A 19,731-nucleotide genomic window follows, 5' to 3' on the forward strand; every position below is an offset into this window, starting at 1 on the left:
GCACCGAAGCACCAAATGTGGGAGGGGCGGTGCGACGATTCGACTTGCCCCCGATGGCAGTGGGTCAGTTAATAAATCAGTGACTGACACACCGCTATCTGGGGCAAGTCAAATCGTCGCACCGTCCCTCCCACATTTGAACCCGCAGTGTTTTCAGGCATGTGGCCGCTTTTCAGCCAACTGAAACCGATACCCCACCCCATACAACGACTCAATCGGCGTTTCCCCTGGGCACACCTGTTCCAGCTTTCGCCGCAGGTTGCGGATATGGCTGTCCACCGTGCGGTCGGTCACCACGCGGTGGTCGGAATAGATGTGATCCAACAATTGGTCGCGGGAAAATACGCGGCCGGCGGCGCGGGCGAAGGTGTTGAGCAGGCGCAATTCAAGGGGCGTGAGATCCAGCGTGATGCCGTCCAGTGAGGCCTGGTAGCGAGCCTCGTCGATCAGCAGGCGTGGCGCGCTGGTGTCCAGCAACTGCGAGCTGCGGCGCAGGATGGCCTTGACCCGGGCCACCACTTCACGGGGGCTGAAGGGCTTGCAGATGTAATCGTCGGCGCCCAGTTCCAGGCCGAGCAGGCGGTCCACTTCTTCGACGCGGGCGGTGATCATGATGATCGGGACCGCGCTGAAACCACGCAGGTCCTGGCACAGCTGCATGCCGTCACGGCCGGGCAGCATCAGGTCGAGCAGGACCAATCTGGGTTCGTGGGCGCGCACGGCGGGCACCACGTGCAGGCCATTGTCCAGGCACAGCGTGGTGTAGCCGGCCGCCTCGAGGTAGTCCCGCATCAGGGCGGCGAGCTTGGGTTCGTCTTCGACGATCAGGATCGGCTGTTCATCGTTCATGGTTCACAGGCTCCGGGGCAGGCGCAGGATCAGCCACAGGCCGCCATAGGGCGAGTGGTCGGCAACCAGGCTGCCATCGTGGGCGTTGGCGATGCTGCGGCAGATTGCCAGGCCCAGGCCAGCGCCGCCATGCTCGCGATTGCGCGATGACTCGCCGCGATAGAACCGCTCGAACAAGCGCGGCAACTGGGTTGCGGACACGCCCGGCCCGGAGTCGAGAAAGTCGATACGCACCGTGTCGCGGTCGACACCGACACTGATGCGCAACGTGCCGTTGACGTCGGTGTAGCGCACGGCATTTTCCAGCAGGTTGGAAAACAATTGCTGCAAGCGACTGGCATCCGCCAGCAACTCCACGGGCTGGCGCGGCAACTCTAGGTCGACCTGCAACTGGCGGGCGGTGAAGCGGTCCCGGTACATCGCCAGGCTGTTTTCGAGCAGGTCGTTCAGCAGGCACGGGGCCTTGCGGTAGGTCAGGGCGCCTACGTCCGCCAGCGACAGTTCATACAGGTCATCCACCAGCTTGCTGAGCATGCTGACTTCGCCTTGCAGCGACTTCATTGAGCTTTGGTCAAGGCTGCGCACACCGTCCTCGATCGCCTCCAGTTCGCCACGCAGTACCGACAGCGGGGTGCGCAGTTCATGGGAGACATCGGCCATAAATTCTCGGCGCATTTTCTCGTTGCGCTCCAAGGTGTAGGCCAATTGGTTGAAGTCGCGGGACAGTTGGCCGACTTCGTCGTCGGAGGCCACGGCCACGCGACTGCCGTAGTCGCCGCTGGCCAGACGGTGGGTGGCGGCGGCCACGCGCTTGACCGGCTCCAGCAGCGTACGGGCGATCCACCAGGCTATCAGCATCGCCAGCAGCAACGAGAACACGCCCATCACCAGGCTGGTGCGCAGTTGGTACTGCTGGAAGCGTTCGCCGCCGGCTTCGGTCACGCTCTGGAATGGCGTGACGGCCAGCCAGCCGACGGTTTCACTGTTCACCACCACGGGCTGTACCAGCGCATCGTCGCCAATGGCCGGGTAACCGGTGACGCGTTTCTTGTCTTTATCGAGGAGGGCGATGCGAAACAGTGCACCGGTCAAGTCCGAGGCCAGCGGGGGGCGCAAATCATCCGACGCACGCGCGGCATCCGGGTCGGGCCGCATGACGTCAAACCAGCGATCCGGCCGATTGCGCAGAAAGTCCCAATTGCCCTCACGTTGGTAAGCCGTGGCCAGGCGCGGCACCACCTGGGCCATGCGCTCCATTGCCTGCTCATTGATAAAGCCCAGGAACCCCCGACCAAAACTCCAACTGGTGGCCAGGCCCATGCTCAGGATGACCAGCAACACACCGGCCAGCACCGCGACAAACAACTTGGTGGAGATACTCAACTTCATGAATGGGGGCCGTAACAAAAGGGACGCGTCCATTTAGGCCCCCACGGACGAAAGATTCAACCCAGGTCGGCAATCTTCAATTTTCCTGCACATTTGCCTTGCAGCATGAGGGTAAGGCTTGCACTACCCCGTCTTGCAGAGGCAACTATGTCGACCAAATTCTTCGCCAAATACCTGGTAACCGCCGCGGTTCTCCTGTCCCTCATCATTCTGGTGCTGCTCGGCGGCTGCTCGGCTGGCGACCCCGCGCCCGAAGTCGCTGCCCCCAAAGTCTCGGTGATCACCGTTGAACCCAAGAGCCAGGTGCGGACCACTGAACTGGCCGGGCGTACCCAGGCCTTTATGGTCGCCGAGATTCGTCCGCAGGTCGGCGGGATCGTGCAACAGCGCCTGTTTGTCGAAGGCGCCGAGGTGAAAGCCGGGCAGGCGCTGTACCAACTGGATGCGGCACCGTACAAAGCGGCGCTGGCTGAGGCCCAGGCGAGCCTGGCCAAGGCGCGCGCCACGTTGAAGTCGGCACAGACCACCGCCGCGCGTAACGCCCAGTTGGTGAAGATCGACGCCATCAGCCAGCAAACCAACGAGGACTCACAGGCCACCCTGCTGACCGCCGCCGCTGACGTGCAGGTAGCCCAGGCGGACCTCGACACCGCCCGCATCAACCTGGCCTATACCCGCATCACGTCGCCGGTCGCGGGGCGCATCGAAACGTCTACCGTGACACCCGGTGCGCTGGTGGTGGCCAACCAGGACACCGCACTCACGACCGTGCAGCAACTCGACCCGATCTATGTGGATGTGACCCAGTCCACCACCGAATTGCTGGCCCTCAAGCGCGACCTGGCTAGTGGCGTGTTGCAGGCCAACGGTGACGGCGAGGCCCGCATCAGCCTCAAGCTGGATGACGGCAGCGCCTACAACCACGATGGCCGCCTCAAGTTCAGCGGGGTCAGCGTCAACCAGGGCACCGGCACCGTGACCTTGCGCGCGGTATTCGACAACCCGGAGCATTTGCTGATGCCCGGCATGTACGTGCGCGGCGTGTTGGAGCAGGCCCGCGATGACCAGGCGATCCTGATCCCGCAAAAAGCTGTGAGTCGCAGCGCCAGCGGCGTGACCTCGGTGTTGCTGGTGGTTGACGGCAAGGTCGAGCAACGCGTGCTCACCGTTGACCGCGCCGTGGGCAACCAGTGGTGGGTGACCGCCGGTTTGAAGGCCGGTGACCAGGTGATCGTCGAGGGTGGGCAAAAAGTCCGCATCGGCGCCGTGGTCCAGACCCAGGCCGCAGATGCCGGCGCCCTGGCGCAGGAGGGTTGAACATGGCGCGTTTCTTTATTGATCGACCGATTTTCGCCTGGGTCATCGCCATCGTCATCATGCTCGGCGGTGCGTTATCCATCAGCCAGTTGCCGCTGGAGCAGTACCCGGACATCGCGCCGCCCACCGTGCGTATTTCCGCCACTTACACCGGCGCGTCGGCCAAGACCGTCGAAGACTCGGTGACCCAGGTCATCGAGCAGCAAATGAAAGGCCTGGACAACCTAACCTACATGTCCGCCTCCAGCAGTTCGGCGGGCAGTGCCAGTATCAGCCTGACCTTTGGCGCCGGCACCGACCCGGATGTGGCGCAGATGCAGGTGCAGAACAAGCTGCAACAGGCCGAGTCGCGCTTGCCGCAGTCGGTGCAGAGCGAAGGCCTGACGGTGACCAAGGGTGGCTCGGACTTTTTGATGATTGCCGCCCTGGCGTCGGATAATCCCAGCGTCACCGGCACCCAGATTGGTGACTACATCTCCAGCACCTTGCTCGATTCCATCAGCCGTATCGACGGCGTGGGCGACGTACAGACCCTCGGTTCTGGCTACGCGATGCGCATCTGGCTGGACCCGGCGCTACTGGAAAAATACGCGCTGATGCCGTCGGATGTGAGCTCTGCGCTGGAGGCGCAAAACACCGAAGTGTCAGCCGGCCAACTCGGCGCATTGCCGGCGGTGAAGGGGCAGCAACTCAATGCCACCATCAGCGCGCGCAGCAAACTGCAAACGGCCGAAGCGTTCCGCAACGTGGTGATCAAGTCCAGCAGCGACGGCGCGGTAGTGCTGCTCGGCGACGTGGCGACCGTGGAGTTGGGCAGCGAGAGCTATGACATCAACTCGGCCCTCAACGGCAAGCCGGCCGCCGCCATGGGCGTGCAACTGGCGGCGGGCGCCAATGCGCTGGACGTGGGCGAGGCAGTCAAGGCCAAGCTCAAGGAGCTGGCGCCGTTTTACCCCACTGAAATGCAATTGAAGAACGTGATCGCCTACGACACCACGCCCTTTGTGAGCCTGTCCATCGAGGAAGTGGTCAAGTCCCTGGGCGAGGCCATCGTGCTGGTGGTGCTGATCATGTTCCTGTTCCTGCAAAACCTGCGCGCTACGCTGATCCCGGCGATCACGGTGCCGGTGGTTCTGTTGGGCACGTTTGGCGTGTTGGCGTTGTTCGGGTACTCGATCAATACCCTGACCATGTTTGCCATGGTCCTGGCCATTGGGTTGCTGGTCGACGATGCGATTGTGGTGGTGGAAAACGTCGAACGGGTGATGGCCGAGCAGGGCTTGTCGGCCCTGGCGGCCACGCGGCAATCGATGGATGAAATCACCAGCGCACTGGTCGGCATCGCCCTGGTGTTGAGTGCGGTGTTTATTCCCATGGCGTTTTTTGGGGGCTCCACCGGGATTATCTATCGGCAGTTTTCGGTGACCATCGTCTCGGCCATGGTGCTTTCGGTGGTGGTCGCGATGACCCTCACGCCAGCACTGTGCGCCACGCTGCTCAAGCCAGGGCACGCCGTTCAACGGGGCTTTTTCGGCTGGTTCAATCGTTCCTTTGAACGTTGCTCCCGCGCGTATGAAGCGTTGGTTGGCGGTGTCCTGCAACGCTCACGGCGCAGCCTGGTGGTGTACGCGCTGATCGCCGCAGCCATGGCGGCGGGTTACGCCAGCTTGCCCACCTCGTTCCTGCCGGATGAGGATCAGGGCATTCTCATGGCGCAAATCCAGCTGCCGGTAGGGGCCACCGACAGCCGTACCCAGGCGGTGTTGCACCAATTCGAGCAGTACATGCTCAAGCAGCCGGAAGTCGAGGCGATGATCAGCATCAGCGGCCTGGGCATGGGCGGCAACAGCCAGAACACCGCGCGCGCGTTTATTCGCTTGAAGGACTGGAGTGAGCGCTCAGACGATGCCGCCACGATTGCCCAACGCGCCACGTTGGCACTGGCAAGCATTGGCGATGCCGATGTCTTCGTGATGCAACCGCCCGCCGTGCGCGGCCTGGGCCAGAGTTCAGGGTTTGATTTGCAGCTCAAGGACCTCGCCGGTCTTGGCCACGATGCTTTGGTGGCGGCGCGCGAGCAGTTTATTGCGCTGGCCAGGCAAGACCCGCGCCTGCTGGGCGTACGCAGCAATGGCCTGGACGACGCACCGCAACTCAAAATCAGCATCGATGACCGCAAGGCGGGGGCCTTGAGCCTGAGCACCAGCGACATCAACAGCACCTTGTCCACGGCGTTGGGCGGCACGTATGTGAACGACTTCCTCAACCAGGGCCGCGTGAAGAAGGTCTACGTGCAGGGCGACGCCAGCACCCGCATGCAAGCGGCGGATCTGGATCACTGGTTCGTGCGCAATAGCAACGGTGAAATGGTGCCGTTTTCGTCATTTGCCAGCAGTGCCTGGAGCTATGGCTCGCCTTTGCTGGAACGCTACAACGGCACATCCTCCCTGGAAGTGGTCGGCGACCCGGCGCCCGGCGTGAGCTCCGGCGCTGCGATGGACGCGGTGGAAGCGATTGCCCGGCAACTGCCCGATGGCATCGGCTACGAGTGGACCGGCCAGTCCTACCAACTGCGTCTTTCCGGATCCCAGGCGCCGTTGCTGTATGCGGTGTCCATCCTGTTTGTATTCCTGTGCCTGGCCGCGCTGTACGAGAGCTGGTCGGTGCCGTTCTCGGTGATTCTGGTGGTGCCGCTGGGCATCGTCGGCGCGGTGTTGGCCACGCGATTGACCGGGTTGAGCAATGACGTGTACTTCCAGGTCGGCCTGCTGACCACCGTCGGGCTGGCGGCGAAAAACGCGATCCTGATCGTCGAATTTGCCAAGCACCTGCAAGAGCAGGGCAACAGCCTTCGCGAGGCGACGCTGATCGCCGTGCGCCAGCGGTTGCGGCCGATCCTGATGACCTCGCTGGCCTTCATGTTCGGCGTGCTGCCCCTGGCCGTGAGCAGTGGCGCGGGTTCCGCCGGGCGTCGGGCCATCGGTACCGGGGTGCTGGGCGGCATGTTCAGCGCCACGGTGCTGGGGATCTTCTTTGTACCGCTGTTTTTTGTGTTGATCCGCCGCCGCTTTGGCCGTGTCAGCACGACGCCCATTGTCGAAAAAGGTGACGCATGATCCGCTTTCTCTGTCCGCTAGTGGCCGCCTTGGTCCTGAGCGGCTGCATCAACCTGGCGCCGCAGTATCAACAGCCTGAAGCCCCGGTGCCTGGCGAATGGCAAGCGGGCGTGCAGGGTGAGGTGCCGGCCGACATCCAGTGGCAGCAGTTCTTTACCGACCGCCGCCTGGCACACCTGCAAACCCTGGCGCTGGCCAATAACCGCGACCTGCGCCTGGCCAGCCTGAATATCGAGAAGGCCCAGGCGCAATACCGCATCCAGCGCGCCGCGGCGTTCCCGACCATCGACGCCAGCGTTAGCGGTACTCACAGCCGCACGCCGGGTTCGCTGTCCAGCAGCGGCACGGCCGTCACCAGCCACGACTACAGTGCCCAACTGGGGCTGAGCAGCTATGAAGTCGACGTGTTCGGCCGCGTGCAGAACCTGCAGGACGAAGCGCTGGAAGACTACCTGGCGCTGACCGAAACCCGGCGCAGCACGCAAATCAGCCTGGTGGCCGAAGTGGCCACTGCCTGGCTGACCCTGGCCGCCGACAACGAGCACCTGCACCTGGCCGAGGAAACCCTGGCCAGCCAGCAATCCACCTACGAACTGACCCAGCGCAGCCACGCCCTGGGTGGTTCCACGGCGTTGGCTGTGGCCCAGGCGCAAACCACCGTCGAGTCAGCGCGGGTCGATGTGGCCGAGTATCAGAGCCAGATTCTCCAGGACCGCAACGCCTTGCGCCTGCTGGTTGGCAGCGACATTCCCGACGCCCTGCTGCCCGACACCCATCTGCAATCGGCGGCGGCGTTGGTGCAGGTGCCGGCCGAGCTGCCATCGAGCCTGTTGCAGCGACGCCCCGATGTACTCGCGGCGGAGCACAGCCTCAAGTCCGCGAATATCGACATTGGCGCCGCCCGTGCGGCGTTTTTCCCCAGCATCAGCCTCACCGCGAATGCGGGCTCCGCCAGTTCGTCACTGTCCAGCCTGTTCAAGGCCGGCAGCGGCGCCTGGACCTTCGCCCCGAGCATCAGCGTGCCGATCTTCGATGCCGGCAGTAACCGCGCGACCCTGGATGCGGCCAAGGTCGAGAAAGAGATCCAAGTGCAGACCTACCAGCAAACTCTGCAAACCGCATTCAAGGAAGTCGCCGATGCCCTGGCCGTGCGCAGCACCCTGGACCAACGCCTCACCGCCCAGCAAGCGCTGACCGATGCCAGCCAGAAGAGCTACGACCTGTCCGACGCGCTCTACCGCGCCGGGTCGCAAAGCTACCTCGAAGCCCTGGACTCCCAGCGATCGCTGTACAGCGCCCAGCAGGACCTGATCACCCTGCGCCTGGCGGAGCAGAGTAATCGGGTGAGTTTATATAAGGTGATGGGGGGAGGGTGGCAGTAGGTTAAGGCTACAGGGCGGCGGATTGCGCCGCCTGCAACACCCGCAACAAATTCCCACTCCAGATATTCGCGATCTGCGCCTCGCTATACCCGGCATCCAACAACCGCTGGGTAATCACCGGCAACTGGCTGACATCTTCCAGCCCGGTCACGCCACCGCCGCCATCCCAGTCGGCGCCTATGCCGACGTGATCGGGGCCGGCCACTTCGAGCAAATGCAGCAGGTGCTTCATGAACACGTCGAAGCTCGCCTTGGGTTGGGCGAAGCGTTGGTTGAGGGTGTCGCGTTCTTGGTAGAGCGTCTTGATCTGTTCTGGACTCAGGGCGGCAAGGTTGTGAAAGCGTGCACCGAGTGCGGCCATGGCTTTGTTGCGTTCCGGGTTGGGCGTGAGGGGGATCAGGTAGTCGCTGTAGGCGTTGACCTGGATGACACCGCCCTTGGCGGCCAGTTGGCGCACGCGGTTGTCGTCGAGGTTGCGCGGGTGCGGGTTGACCGCGCGGCTGCTGGAGTGGGAGGCGATCAGTGGGGCGCTGGACAACGCCAGCATCTGGTCGAACACCGCGTCGCTGGCGTGGGACACGTCCAGCAGGATGCCCAGGCGGTTGGCTCGCTGCACCAGGTCGCGGCCCTTGGGGCTCAGGCCTTTCCATTCCGGCAGGGCGGTGGCCGAGTCGGCCAGGTCGTTGTTCATGAAATGCACCAGGCCGAGCATGCGCAGGCCTTGGCGGTAGTAGGTGTTGAGCAAATCGGGATCGGAGCTCAGCGGGTCGGCGTTTTCCATGCTGATAAACACCACGCGCTTGCCTTGGGCGGCGATGTGTCGGGCGTCGTCGGCGGTGAGGGCCAGGGCGAAGCTGTCGGGGTTGCGGTCGATGACGTCGCGGATGCGCGTGAGGGTGGCCAGGCCATACGCGCTGGCGTAGGCGCGGCCTTCCTCGGTGCGTGGGCCCTGAGGGGTGTAGACCGCAAAAAAGCCACCATCCAGGCCGCCTTCGCGCATGCGCGGCAGGTCGACCTGGCTGCCGTCCTGTTCGTAGTCGTGGCGCTCCAGGATGTTCCAACCAGGGCGGGTCAGGGTCAGCGGTGTGTCGAGGTGGCTGTCCAGCACCAGCAGGCGCTGGTGCAGGGCGAGGGTCGAGGGACTCACTTGCGCGTGGGCCAGAAACGGCAACAAGGCGAGGATCAGCAGGCGCTTGGTCATGTTCAAAACTCCATGCTCAAGGTGCTTTGGAAGGTGCGCGGCGAGCCGGGTCGGAACACGGCGGGGCCGCTGGTGCTGGTGAGGATGTAGCCCAGGTAGTCCTTGTCGAACAGGTTGTCGACGTTAAAGCGCAACTTGACGTTTTTCAGCGGGCCGTAATGCACGCGCTCGCCGCCCAAGTCCAGGTAGGCGTTGTACAGGGTGTAACCGGGCACCGATTCACTGTTGGTGAAGTTGCTGTAGCGCTCGCCGATGTAGCGCGCCGAAAAGTTAAGCAACGCCCACGGTGCCAGCTCGTAAGTAACCCCGGCCTGTGCCAGCCAGCGGGGGCTGTCGGGCACGTCATTGTCACGGATCGACAGGCCGGCGGCATCGTTCTGGAAGGTGGATTTGTTGTAGGTCAGGTTGCCGTTGAGCACCACCTTGTCGGCCAGGATCGGTGGTTTCCATTGACCGCTCAGCTCCGTGCCGTAGGCCTGCACCTTGCCGACGTTCTGGTAGTAGGTTTCCACCTGGCTGCTGCCGGGCACCGCTGAGGCAAAGGCTTGCAGGCGGTTGTCGAAGTCGGTGCGGTACAGCGCCCAGGCGGCGTTGAAGGTCGGACGGTTGATGCGATAACCCACCTCGTAGTTCTTCGCCCGTTCGGCATCCGGCGGCGGTGCGCTAGGGCTGGCAGCGCGGAAAATGTCGTCGGCGCCACGGGGCAGGGCCATGTTTTCCGAGTAAGAGGCGAACACTTGGGTGTCGTCGGTGAGGTTGTAGACCAGCCCGGCCTGGGGCAGGAAGGCGTCGTTCCATTGGGTACTGAGGCGCGGTTGGCGATTGTTGATGTAGTCACCGGCGTTGCGATAGCCCTCGATGCGGTACTTGAGGTTCAAGCTCTTGAAGCCGAATTGCAGGCGCAGGCGATCATCGAGCAGGGTCCAGGTGTCCTTGAGGTGGTACTGCAACGAATTGCGCGTGGAGCTGAAATCCCCTTGCAGGTGCACCGGTTCATTGAACAGCGGCTCGCCAGCCGGGCTGCCATCGGTGAGGTTGTAGCGGCCTTGCTGGCGGTTGAACACATCGGTCTCGGCCCACAGCCCGGTGTCGATCTGGTGATGACCCACTTCCCATTGCAGCCCGGTACGCCCCCCGAACCGGTGCCCGCTCAGGGATGACAGCCCGTATTGCACGCCTTTGGGGGCGAACAGACCGTCCACATTGCTTTCGGCATTGTGCAGCGCCAGGGAGGTGGCGTAGGCCTCGGGCGACACGCCAAAGCCCTTCTTGGCTTCGTAGTACAGGGTGGTGTAGTTGAGCAGGTCCGGGCGGATCTCGAACTGGCCGCCGAGGCTGTACAAGGTGTCGCGCCGCTGGTTCACCGCCTGTTTGTAGAGCTGGTTGTAGCCGGTGTTGCTGTAGCGCACACCCGGCACGCTTTCGGGTAGATCGGGAAGGCTGTCCAGGTAGGCGAAGTAACGGCCCGAACGCCCGAAGGGGTCGTTGGCGCTGCCGTCGTACTGGGCGATGCTGACGTAGGGCGAGTCATAGTCGTAGAACGAGTTGTGCACCGCGCGCAGCCACACTTCATCGCGATCACCGAAGCGATAACGCACTTTGGCCTCCAAGTGTTCGCGATCGATGGTGCCGGGGCCGCGCCACAAGTCACCGTCGATTTTTGAACGGCTGAAATACGCTGACAGGCCTTGGTATTCGCCGCTTTGCAACTTGACGAAACTGCGCCGCAGACTGTCGCTGCCCAAGGTATAGGACAGGCTCACGCCAGGCTTCACCGTGGGGTTGCTGGTCTGGTAATCCACATACGGACCCAGTGACGCATAGCCCGATTGCGACACATCCCCGGCCCCGGTAGAGGCCGTGACCCGTTCGGTGTTTTCGTTGTCGACGTAGCGATAGATCGGGCTGCCGCCAAACTGGTCGGTACGGCCCAACGGCACGCCGTCGATGGAAAAACCGATCTGCTGCAAATTGAACGCCCGCACGAACACCGAGTTGCCGAACTCATACAAGCCCAGCGCATCGTTGACCTGCACGTTGAAGCCCGGCAGCGCTTCGAGCATTTTCAGCCCCGAGGTGCCCGCCGGCGCCGACAGCAGCGCCTGGTGCGAGATGCTCAGGGTGTTGCTGATCTTGTCTTCGCCGATGGCGGCGCTGGCTTCGGTGACGCGTGCGCCGACCACCTCGACCTTGCTCAGTTGCGGTTCGGTGGAGCTGGCGGTTTGCGCGGCCCACGTGGAGTCGGCCAGCAGCAGGCTGGCGAGCAGGGTTTTACGGTACTGAGCAATCATTGTTCGTCCTTGGTTGGAATGTTAGAGCCCGGCGTGGGCCTGGGCGAGGAAGTCGGGCCGGGCCCACTCATGCACGCTGAAGTCGTTCTGCAAGAAACCGCGCTGCACCAGGAAATCCTTTTTCAGATCCAGCGCGGCGAGGTTCTGCGGGCCCAGTTGCGGTACAAAATCCAGCTCGGCGATGGCCTGGCGGATAAACCCGGCATCCGGCAGGAACGTCACGCGGGTGAACACCTCAGCGGCGGCCTCGCGGTGCTGGTTGATCCAGCGCCCCGCGCGGATCGCCGCACGCAGGAACGCCACGACTACCTGCGGGTGTTGTTCGGCAAAGGCGCGGTTGACGGTGGTGGCGTAGGGGCCGTTATGGTTTTTCAGGGTCCAGTCGGGGTAGCGCTCCAGGTCTTCGATCACCGTAAATTCACCGCTGGCGAGCAACGCCGGCACGTGCCCGGCGGCGATATGCACCGCCTCCACACGGCCTTCAGCCAATGCACGGACTTCCTGGCCCGGCTTGCCGTGCAGGCCGTGCAATTGCGCCCAGAACGCCGATGGCCGCGCGGCCGGCTGCAAAGTGTGGGGATCGCCTTCATCCTCCAGCTCGATCAGCCGCACCTGGGACGGCTCCAGTCCGGCCAGTTGCAGCGCATTGAACAGGCCATGCTCGGCCAGCGCCTTGAGCACATCCACCCGCGCCTTGTTACGGCTGACCGGGACGCCGATGCGTTTGCCGAATAGGTCCGCGACCTGGCGGATACGCCCGTCGGCGCGTACCAGAATCTGCCCGGCGCGTTGGCTCGCCGTGGTGGCCACCAGCAGCGTGTCGGCCTGATCCGCACGCGCCCACAGGGCGGGCACGGCGCCGCCGTCACGAATCAACCGCGACTCGCCATGGGTGAAGTGCGGCAGCCAACCCTGGTTATCGGGCAGCGAGCGCAGGTAGATCGCTTCGGCACCGACGCGCTGGTACTCCTCATCCAGCCAGCCGAGTTCCACGGCGATGTTGGACGCGACCAGCAGCGGGCAAATGCTGTAGTGGGTGGGCAGTGTTTGGCTCATGGCAGACTCCTTGGGGCAGGTGGGGTGACAGTCAGGCGTTCAAGGCCTTGTTGCAGGTCGGCGATCAGGTCTTCGACGGCTTCAAGGCCCACGTGCAGGCGCAGCAACACGCCGGGTTCAATCTGGGCCGAAGGGTGGCGTTGCTGCTGGCGGATCAGGCTTTCGAAACCGCCCCAACTGGCGCCCATGGCGAACAGCCGAAGGCTTTCCAGAAAGCTTTTGGTTTGCGGTTCTGAGATGGGTTTGAGCACCACGCCGAACAGGCCGGTGGAGCCGAGAAAGTCGCGTTTGAACACGTCGTGTCCCGTCGCGCCCGGTAAGGCCGGATGCAGCACTTGGGCGACTTGCGGACGCTGTAGCAACCACTGCGCAACGGTCAGTGCCGAGCGCTCGTGCTGGCGCAGGCGCACGCCGAGGGTGCGCAGGCCACGCAGGCCCAGGTAGGCGTCGTCGGCACTGGCGATATAGCCCAGCTGACGCACGGTGTCGCGCACGCCGGGGTAAAGCGCTTGCGTGGTGACGATCACGCCGAGCATCGCGTCGCTGTGGCCCACCAGGTACTTGGTGGCGGCATGGATCGAGATATCCACGCCGTGTTCAAACGCCTTGAAAAACAGCGGCGTGGCCCAGGTGTTATCGAGCATCAGCAGCGCGCCATGGGCGTGGGCCGCGTGGGCGAGGGCGGGAATATCCTGCACTTCGAACGTGCTTGAACCGGGCGCTTCGGCATACACCAGGCGTGTATTCGGGCGCAGAAAACCGGCGATATCCGCGCCGAGCATCGGCGCGAAATAGCTGGCCTGGATGCCATAGCGCGGCAGGATTTGGTCGAACACCTGGCGCGCATGCCAGTAGCAGTTGTCGGTGACCAGAATATGGTCGCCGGCCCGCGCCACGGCCAACACCGCACCGACAATCGCCGCCAGGCCGCTGGGCATGATCAGCCCCCGAAAACCACCCTCCAATTCGGCCACGGCGTCTTCGAACGCGGCGGTGGTGGGGTTGCCGTTGCGTCCGTAGATATGCCCGCGGTAGTGCGGGTCATCGGCCTGCTGGAGGTGGTTTGTCAGGGTGCTGGTGTCGGGCCAGATAAAGGTCGAGCTGCGATACACCGGGGTGTTGACGGTACCGGCATGGTTGGCCGGATCACGGCCGAGGTGGGTCAACAGGGTGTCGTCGCGCATGGTCGTGGTACTCGTCGAAAGGCTCATCGGCGTTCCAGCCGTTTGGCCCAGCGTGAAAGGGGATAGATGTAGAGAAAGAACGCGATAAACACCACGCCATAGGCGGGCAGCAGCAGGTCGCTGCGCAATTGGCTGGAGAGGTGCGATTGCAGGGTGGTCATCAGCTCTTCCACCCCCAGCAGATTGGCCAGGGAAGTGGACATGGTCACCGCGCAATACAGGTTCATCCACGGCGCTACCAGGCTTGGCAGGGTCTGCGGAATGATCACGTAGCGCAGGGCCTGGCCGTGGCGTAGCCCCAAGGCCTGGGCGGCCTCCCACTGGCCCGACGGCACCGCGTACACGCCTCCGCGCACAATCTCCGAGACGTAGCCGATGGCGGGCAACGCCAGGCCCAGCGCGACTTTCAGCCAGTCCGGCAACTGCCACCAGCGCCCGGCCCACTGCACTTCGTAGGGCAGCAAGTAGGCCACGTAAAACATCACCACCAGCCAGGGCAGGTTGCGCAGCAAACGGCTCAGATGTCCGGCACCACGGCGCAGAGCCGGGCGAGCACTGACTTGCAGGCTGCCAAGCAGGACGCCGAGGACCGTCGCCACCAACATGGCGGTGACGCCCATCAGGATATTCAGGCCAAAGCCTTGCAACAGCGCCGGGGCCCACTGCCACAGCAGCATCAGTGGCGAAGGTTCAGGCAGCATTCGGCAACTCCTGGCCCGGCAGGCGCAGGTGATACTCCAGGCGGCGCAACAGCCAACTGCTGAGGCCGATCAACAACAGCCAGACCAGCAACAGCACTTGCATCATCTCGGCGACGTTGAAGTTATCCGACCAGATTCGGTTGCTCGCATAGAGCAACTCCGGCACCGCGATCGCATAGGCGATGGAGGTGGACTTGATGGTCTGCACCACCGTATTGCCCATCGCCGGCAGGCTATTGCGCAGCGCCAGCGGCAGCACGATATGGCGCAGCACGGTGCGCTCCTGCATACCCAGAGCGGCGGCCGCCTGGAGGGTGGTGCGTGGCACCCCATCAATCCCGGCACGCAGGTTCACTGCCTGGAACGCGCCGCTGTGCAGGGCGATCACAATGATCGCCCACTGCGTGCCGTTGAGCAGGCGCACCCCGTCCACCAGCGGCAGTAACGCACCGACGCCGAAGTAGAAAAAGAACAACTGCACCAACAGCGGCGTGTTGCGAAACAACGCCACGTACGCGCCGCTGATCCCGCGCCACAGACCTTGGCGCGAACCCAGGCCGGCGGCGCCGACGACACCGATCAACAGCGACAGCGCGATACTTGCCAGTGACAACAGCAAGGTCAGGCCCAGGCCCAGCAGAAAACGCTGACGGTCCATAGGGTCCCAGACGATGCTCAGCGACAGGCCGTGCTGCTCCAGCCACAGGCGCAGGCTGACCTCACTCATGGCGTGCCTGCGCATGCTGCTGCGCGACCCAGGCATTCGGCGCCAGACCGTAACGCTGCTCCAACGTGATGATCAGACCCTTGGCATGCCAGCCTTCGACAATGCTCGACACCGCCGCCAACAACTCCGGCTGGCCCTTGCGCAGGGCAATCCCCCACGGCGCCGGTGCCTGCCCCGGCAGCTTGACCTCGTAGTCGGCCCACTCAGGTTGACGGGCGAGGGCGCTGTACAACGCATCATCCCCCATCGCCCCCAGGCAACGACTGTCAGCCACCGCCTTGCGCACCTCGGCGGTGCCGTTAAACGACGCGAACTGCACGCCGTAGCGGCTTTCGAATGGCCGCACCCACACACTTGTGGCCGGCGCGCAGAGCGTCTTGCCGCGCAGACTTTCCCAATCGGGCACCGCCGTACTTTTCGGCGCAAACACCGTGGCCGCCGAGCTATAAAACCCCGGACTGGCAAAATCCACTTCCCGACGCCGGGCTGGCGTGTCCAACAAGGACGTCACCAACACCTCGCAACGTCCCTGATCGAGAAACAACAAACGATTGAGCGGATTGACCTGCACCAACGACAACTTCAACGGTTGACCGACCCGAGCAGACAACTGCTGCTGCAGATCAACAATCAAATCCATGATCAACCCACTGGGCTTGCCCTGGGCATCCAGCATCTTGAACGGAGGAAACTCATCACTGGTGCAGACATTGAGCGTGCCACGGGATTGAGCCCGTTCGAGCAAAACCTCGGCGTGAGCCGAAAGCACACTGAAAGCAAGCACCGCCGCAACCAACCCACCCGGCCGGAAGCCCGCAAAGCGATGCTTTTGATCCGGCTTTTGACCTGGCTTTTGATCTACAGCGCCCCGTCGACCACGCTGGCCGGAGTGAGGGCATGCCGAGCCTAGGCGAGGCACCGAGTGGTGGGGCAAGAGCCTTTTGCTTACGTTTGGGCTCTTCCAAAAGTGAGCCGCTGTAAGAGCGGAACCCAAAGCCGCCGTTACCGCAGCAACGGATATGCACACCGATAACCCACGACCGAAAGCCAGTCGAATCGTCGCACCACCCCTCCCAAACCCAGACCGTGCCGTGTCAGTCGCAACACCGCTCATGTCGCACTCCACCCCAACCGCGACCGCTGCGCCGCGCCACTGGGAAACGGCTGCGGAGTACCGAGCTGCTGCGCCAAAAACGTCAAATACGCCGCCTCCTCCAAATTGATCAACAACCGCGTAACCGCCAACACCCCCCGCTCGGACCAGGCAAACGGACCATGATTAGCCAGCAACGCCGCCGGCGCCCGCGGATGCTCGCGCAACGCCGCCACCACCGGCTCCGGCGCATACCGCGGCCCCCACGCCGTCAGTGGCACCTCCTGATCCTCATCCAGAATCCCCAACAACTGAGAGGCATGGGCCCGCAACGGCCGGCCCGCAATCGCAAACGCCGTCAGATACGGCGAGTGCGTATGAATCACCGCATTCACCTGGCCCCGCTCGCGATAAATCGCCACATGCAGTGCCGCCACCTCTTTGAGGTTGTCAGTCAGGCTGCCCTGGCTGCGCTGCAACTCGAAATCCACAATCGCCGCCACACCGCTGTCAGCCCCGCTCAACGAGGCAATCACCAGCCGCTCTTCGCCGGGAACACGCAGGCTGATGTTTCCCGCCTCATTGCCCGACAGCACCTGATGCTTGATCAGCAACTGCTTGGCCAGTGCAAAGTCATGCTCGAACTCTTGGGTAAAACGCACAGGATCAAAGCTCATGGGAACTCCTTAATGAGGGTCAGAAGCGGTAGTCGGCTTTCACGTAGTAGAAGGCGCCTTCGGCACCGGCCGGGGAGATGCTCTGGTAGGCCACGCGCCCACCGACAAAGCGGTTGGCCACGTCGATCTTGTCGGGGTAGCTGTCAAAAATATTGTTGCCGCCCAGTGTCAGGGTGAGGGCCTGGCTGATGTCGTAGGACACGCTGGCATTGCTTACCCACTGCGCGGAAAACGTCTGGTCGCGGGCTTCGCCGAGGTTGGAATCGAGGGTGTAGGTGCCATAGCGGATCGTGTTGAAACTCGCCTGCCACGCGCCTTTACGCCAGTCGGCCCCCAGGATCAGCTTGGTATTGGGCGAGGCACTTTCCACGTAGCTGAGGGCTTCGCGGTTGATCAACGTGATGCCGGTGCCGGCGAGGGGGCCGGGGTTGTCCTTGATATCGGTGACCTGGGTCTTGCTGTAGTTGAACGCGCCGTTGAGGGTCAGTTGGCTGGCGTCGTCCAGGTCCAGACGATAGTGGGCGGCCACATCGACGCCGCTGGTCTTGGTGTCCAGGGCGTTGGTGAAAAAGCTCACGCCGGAGTAGTTGCCATAGCCTTGGCTGGCGAGGATCTGGCTGACCTGGGTGCCACTGAGGGTTTCCGACAGGGCGATACGGTCCTGAATGCGTATGTGATACGCGTCGACGCTGACGCTCGCGCGCTCCAGCGGCTGCCACACCACACCGAGGGACAGGCTGGTGGATTTTTCCGGCTTCAGGTCACTGGCGCCCAACGCCCGGGCTACCGGCGTGTTCACGCTGACGGTGCCGACCTGATAGGCCGTGGGGTCGCCGGCCTTGAATTCTGTCTGGGTCGCCGAGGTGCCGATCTGGCCCAACGTCGGCGCGCGGTAACCGCTGCTTACCGTCGAGCGCAGGCCCCACTGCGGGGTGAGGTCGTAGCGTACGGAAAACTTGCCGGTGGTCGTGGTGCCAAAATCATCGTAGTGCTCGCTGCGCCCGGCCAGGCCCAGTTGCAGTTTGTCGGTGACCTGCTGCTCCAGGCCCAGGTAGCCGCCGAACACATGGCGTGAATAACGGCCTTCGTCACTGTCCTGGGTGCCGGGAAAACCCTGGGCGCCGCCGGCACGGGTGGGCAGAGCAGTTCCGTGTGTCCAGGAAGCAAGGTCGCCGGCGATCACTTCATAGGCTTCGTTACGCCACGCCAGGCCACTGGAAAACACCAGCGGGCCCGCGCCCCAGCCCACCTTGAATTCCTTCACATGGTCCAGGCCGACGTTGGTTTGCTCGTTGATCAGCGCGCCGGCGTTGAAGCTGGTGGGGCTGGCAGGTCCGAGGCTGGCGTTAAGCGAATCACTGAGGTGGTAGTCGATGCGATTGCGGCCGTAGTTGGCGCTGAGATCGAAGCTGCCCAGGCTGTCATCGCGCAATTTCACCCCGCCAGTGACCGACGCATCCCGCGAACGTACATCGAGCAGGGGCAGGAATCCGTTGGGGTACACGGCCACCAGGTTGTTGGCGTCGATAGGCCGGCGAAAGGTGGCCTGGGATTCACCGGTGCGGTCCTGGTAAGTGGCGAAACCATAGAGGTCGACCGCATCGTTGAGCGACAGGCCGGTGTTGAGCGCCAGGTTCCAATCCTCAAGCCCCGGAGAACCGTAGCGCCAATGACGGTCGGCATCCGCTTCGCGGGCATCTGCAGTGGGGTAGAACTGCCGGCCATCGGTGCCGCCGGTGGACGTGCGCTCGCTGCGCAGGCCCTCGCCGCTGAGGGTGAGGAAGCCGTCGCCGGGCAAGGTGAAACCGGTCCAGCCACCGACCGAGCGGCGAAAACCATCGCCCTTGGTGTATTGGCCAAAGGTGCTTTGCACCGCGCCGCCGTGATCCTGCTCCTTGAGCACGATATTGATCACCCCGGCAATTGCGTCGGAGCCGTATTGGGCCGAGGCGCCATCACGCAGCACTTCGATATGGTCGACGGCGCTGACTGGAATCGTCGACAAGTCCACCGCCTGGGAACCCCGGCCCAAGGTGGCTTTGGTGTTGACGAATGCCGAAGCGTGTCGACGCTTGCCATTGACCAGCACCAGCACTTGATCCGACGCCAAGCCGCGCAGCGACACCGGTCGCTGCGACGACACGCCATCGGTGCCGTTGACTTGCGGGTAGTTCACTGACGGCACCAGGGTTTCCAGGGCCTTGGCCAGGTTATCGGTGCCGCTGCGCTCCAGTTGTTCGTTGCTGATCACATCCACCGGTGCCGCACTTTGCAGGGCGGTGACATCGCTACGGCGGGTGCCGATCACTTCAACCGACTTAAGGCGTGGCGCGGCCGGTTCGCTGCTGATCGCGGCTGCGGGTGTGCTGGTGTCCGTCAGGCGATGGATCAACACGGCGCCGCTGGCGGTCTGGCTGAAGCCCAGTTGTGAACCACTCAAGGCGATCCCCAGCGCCTGCTCCTGGCTCAAGCGGCCCTGGATCGAATGACTTGCGCGGCCTTCAACCAGCGGCGGATCAAAAGCGATGGAATGGCCGCTTTGCTGGGAAATGCTCAGCAGCACTTCATCCAGGGGCCCGGCGGGAATATTGAACTCAATGACCTTGTGTACGGCGGCCGCATCGTTTTGCGCCAGCACCAGGCTTGGCAGCGCCAGGCCGCCCAGGGCCAATGCGCACGCCAGGGGCGCCAGGGTGAATCCTGTTTTCAACATGCCAATCTGCTCCGGGTCGTGATGTTCTTTACGAC

The 19,731-nt window shown here is 63.5% G+C and carries 14 protein-coding genes; 3 read left to right on the forward strand and 11 right to left on the reverse strand.

What is annotated here, in order from left to right; translation table 11 throughout:
- Positions 1–153 precede the first annotated feature (153 nt).
- Together CKW32_RS09245 and CKW32_RS09250 are read right to left on the reverse strand one after the other, a co-directional pair.
- Complete coding sequence (locus CKW32_RS09245) at positions 154–849, reverse strand: response regulator (RefSeq protein ID WP_095184680.1); 696 nt, start codon at positions 847–849, stop codon at positions 154–156.
- 3 nt (positions 850–852) lie between these two features.
- Positions 853–2,238 carry an ATP-binding protein gene (locus tag CKW32_RS09250; RefSeq protein WP_095184681.1) on the reverse strand — a complete coding sequence of 462 codons (1,386 nt, stop codon included), beginning with the start codon at positions 2,236–2,238 and terminating at the stop codon, positions 853–855.
- A gap of 147 nt (positions 2,239–2,385) precedes the next feature.
- Here CKW32_RS09250 and CKW32_RS09255 point away from each other — a divergent pair, with 147 nt between their 5' ends.
- Genes CKW32_RS09255 through CKW32_RS09265 form a run of 3 tightly spaced genes read left to right on the forward strand, consistent with a single transcriptional unit; the run spans position 2,386 to position 8,053 of the window.
- A complete protein-coding gene (locus CKW32_RS09255) occupies positions 2,386–3,555 on the forward strand; it encodes an efflux RND transporter periplasmic adaptor subunit (protein WP_095184682.1) in 1,170 nt (389 codons plus the stop codon).
- A gap of 2 nt (positions 3,556–3,557) precedes the next feature.
- Positions 3,558–6,671, forward strand: coding sequence for an efflux RND transporter permease subunit (locus CKW32_RS09260; protein WP_095184683.1), 3,114 nt, complete (start codon positions 3,558–3,560; stop codon positions 6,669–6,671).
- Positions 6,668–8,053: an efflux transporter outer membrane subunit gene (locus tag CKW32_RS09265; RefSeq protein WP_095184684.1), complete on the forward strand. Its 1,386-nt coding sequence runs from the start codon at positions 6,668–6,670 to the stop codon at positions 8,051–8,053. The genes CKW32_RS09260 and CKW32_RS09265 overlap by 4 nt, the downstream gene beginning before the upstream one ends.
- 7 nt (positions 8,054–8,060) lie before the next feature.
- Here CKW32_RS09265 and CKW32_RS09270 read toward each other — a convergent pair whose 3' ends face one another.
- The 9 genes from CKW32_RS09270 to CKW32_RS09310 form a co-directional block, all read right to left on the reverse strand.
- A complete protein-coding gene (locus CKW32_RS09270) occupies positions 8,061–9,254 on the reverse strand; it encodes a dipeptidase (protein WP_095184685.1) in 1,194 nt (397 codons plus the stop codon).
- A 2-nt stretch (positions 9,255–9,256) separates the two neighbouring features.
- The gene (locus CKW32_RS09275) at positions 9,257–11,545 is read right to left on the reverse strand and encodes a TonB-dependent receptor (protein WP_095184686.1); all 2,289 of its coding nucleotides are present in this window, start codon (positions 11,543–11,545) and stop codon (positions 9,257–9,259) included.
- Positions 11,546–11,566: 21 nt separating this feature from the next.
- Positions 11,567–12,601: an ABC transporter substrate-binding protein gene (locus tag CKW32_RS09280; RefSeq protein WP_095184687.1), complete on the reverse strand. Its 1,035-nt coding sequence runs from the start codon at positions 12,599–12,601 to the stop codon at positions 11,567–11,569.
- Entirely contained in the window at positions 12,598–13,812 is a 1,215-nt protein-coding gene (metC, locus tag CKW32_RS09285; RefSeq protein ID WP_256585280.1) for a cystathionine beta-lyase, read from the reverse strand. Before metC ends, CKW32_RS09280 begins: the two co-directional genes overlap by 4 nt.
- Positions 13,809–14,486, reverse strand: a complete 678-nt coding sequence (locus CKW32_RS09290; protein ID WP_095184688.1) for an amino acid ABC transporter permease — start codon at positions 14,484–14,486, stop codon at positions 13,809–13,811. The genes metC and CKW32_RS09290 overlap by 4 nt, the downstream gene beginning before the upstream one ends.
- Positions 14,476–15,213, reverse strand: a complete 738-nt coding sequence (locus CKW32_RS09295; RefSeq protein ID WP_218229577.1) for an amino acid ABC transporter permease — start codon at positions 15,211–15,213, stop codon at positions 14,476–14,478. Before CKW32_RS09295 ends, CKW32_RS09290 begins: the two co-directional genes overlap by 11 nt.
- On the reverse strand, positions 15,206–15,997 hold the full coding sequence (locus CKW32_RS09300; protein ID WP_143499345.1) for a transporter substrate-binding domain-containing protein: 792 nt from the start codon (positions 15,995–15,997) through the stop codon (positions 15,206–15,208). The genes CKW32_RS09295 and CKW32_RS09300 overlap by 8 nt, the downstream gene beginning before the upstream one ends.
- 326 nt (positions 15,998–16,323) lie before the next feature.
- Positions 16,324–16,983, reverse strand: a complete 660-nt coding sequence (locus CKW32_RS09305) for a class II aldolase/adducin family protein (protein WP_095184690.1) — start codon at positions 16,981–16,983, stop codon at positions 16,324–16,326.
- 19 nt (positions 16,984–17,002) lie between these two features.
- Positions 17,003–19,696 (reverse strand): TonB-dependent receptor, encoded by a 2,694-nt coding sequence (locus CKW32_RS09310; protein WP_095184691.1) that lies wholly within the window; start codon positions 19,694–19,696, stop codon positions 17,003–17,005.
- Positions 19,697–19,731 lie beyond the last annotated feature (35 nt).

Origin of the sequence: Pseudomonas sp. Irchel 3H9, from assembly GCF_900187495.1 — a bacterium.
GTDB classification, from domain to species: domain Bacteria; phylum Pseudomonadota; class Gammaproteobacteria; order Pseudomonadales; family Pseudomonadaceae; genus Aquipseudomonas; species Aquipseudomonas sivasensis.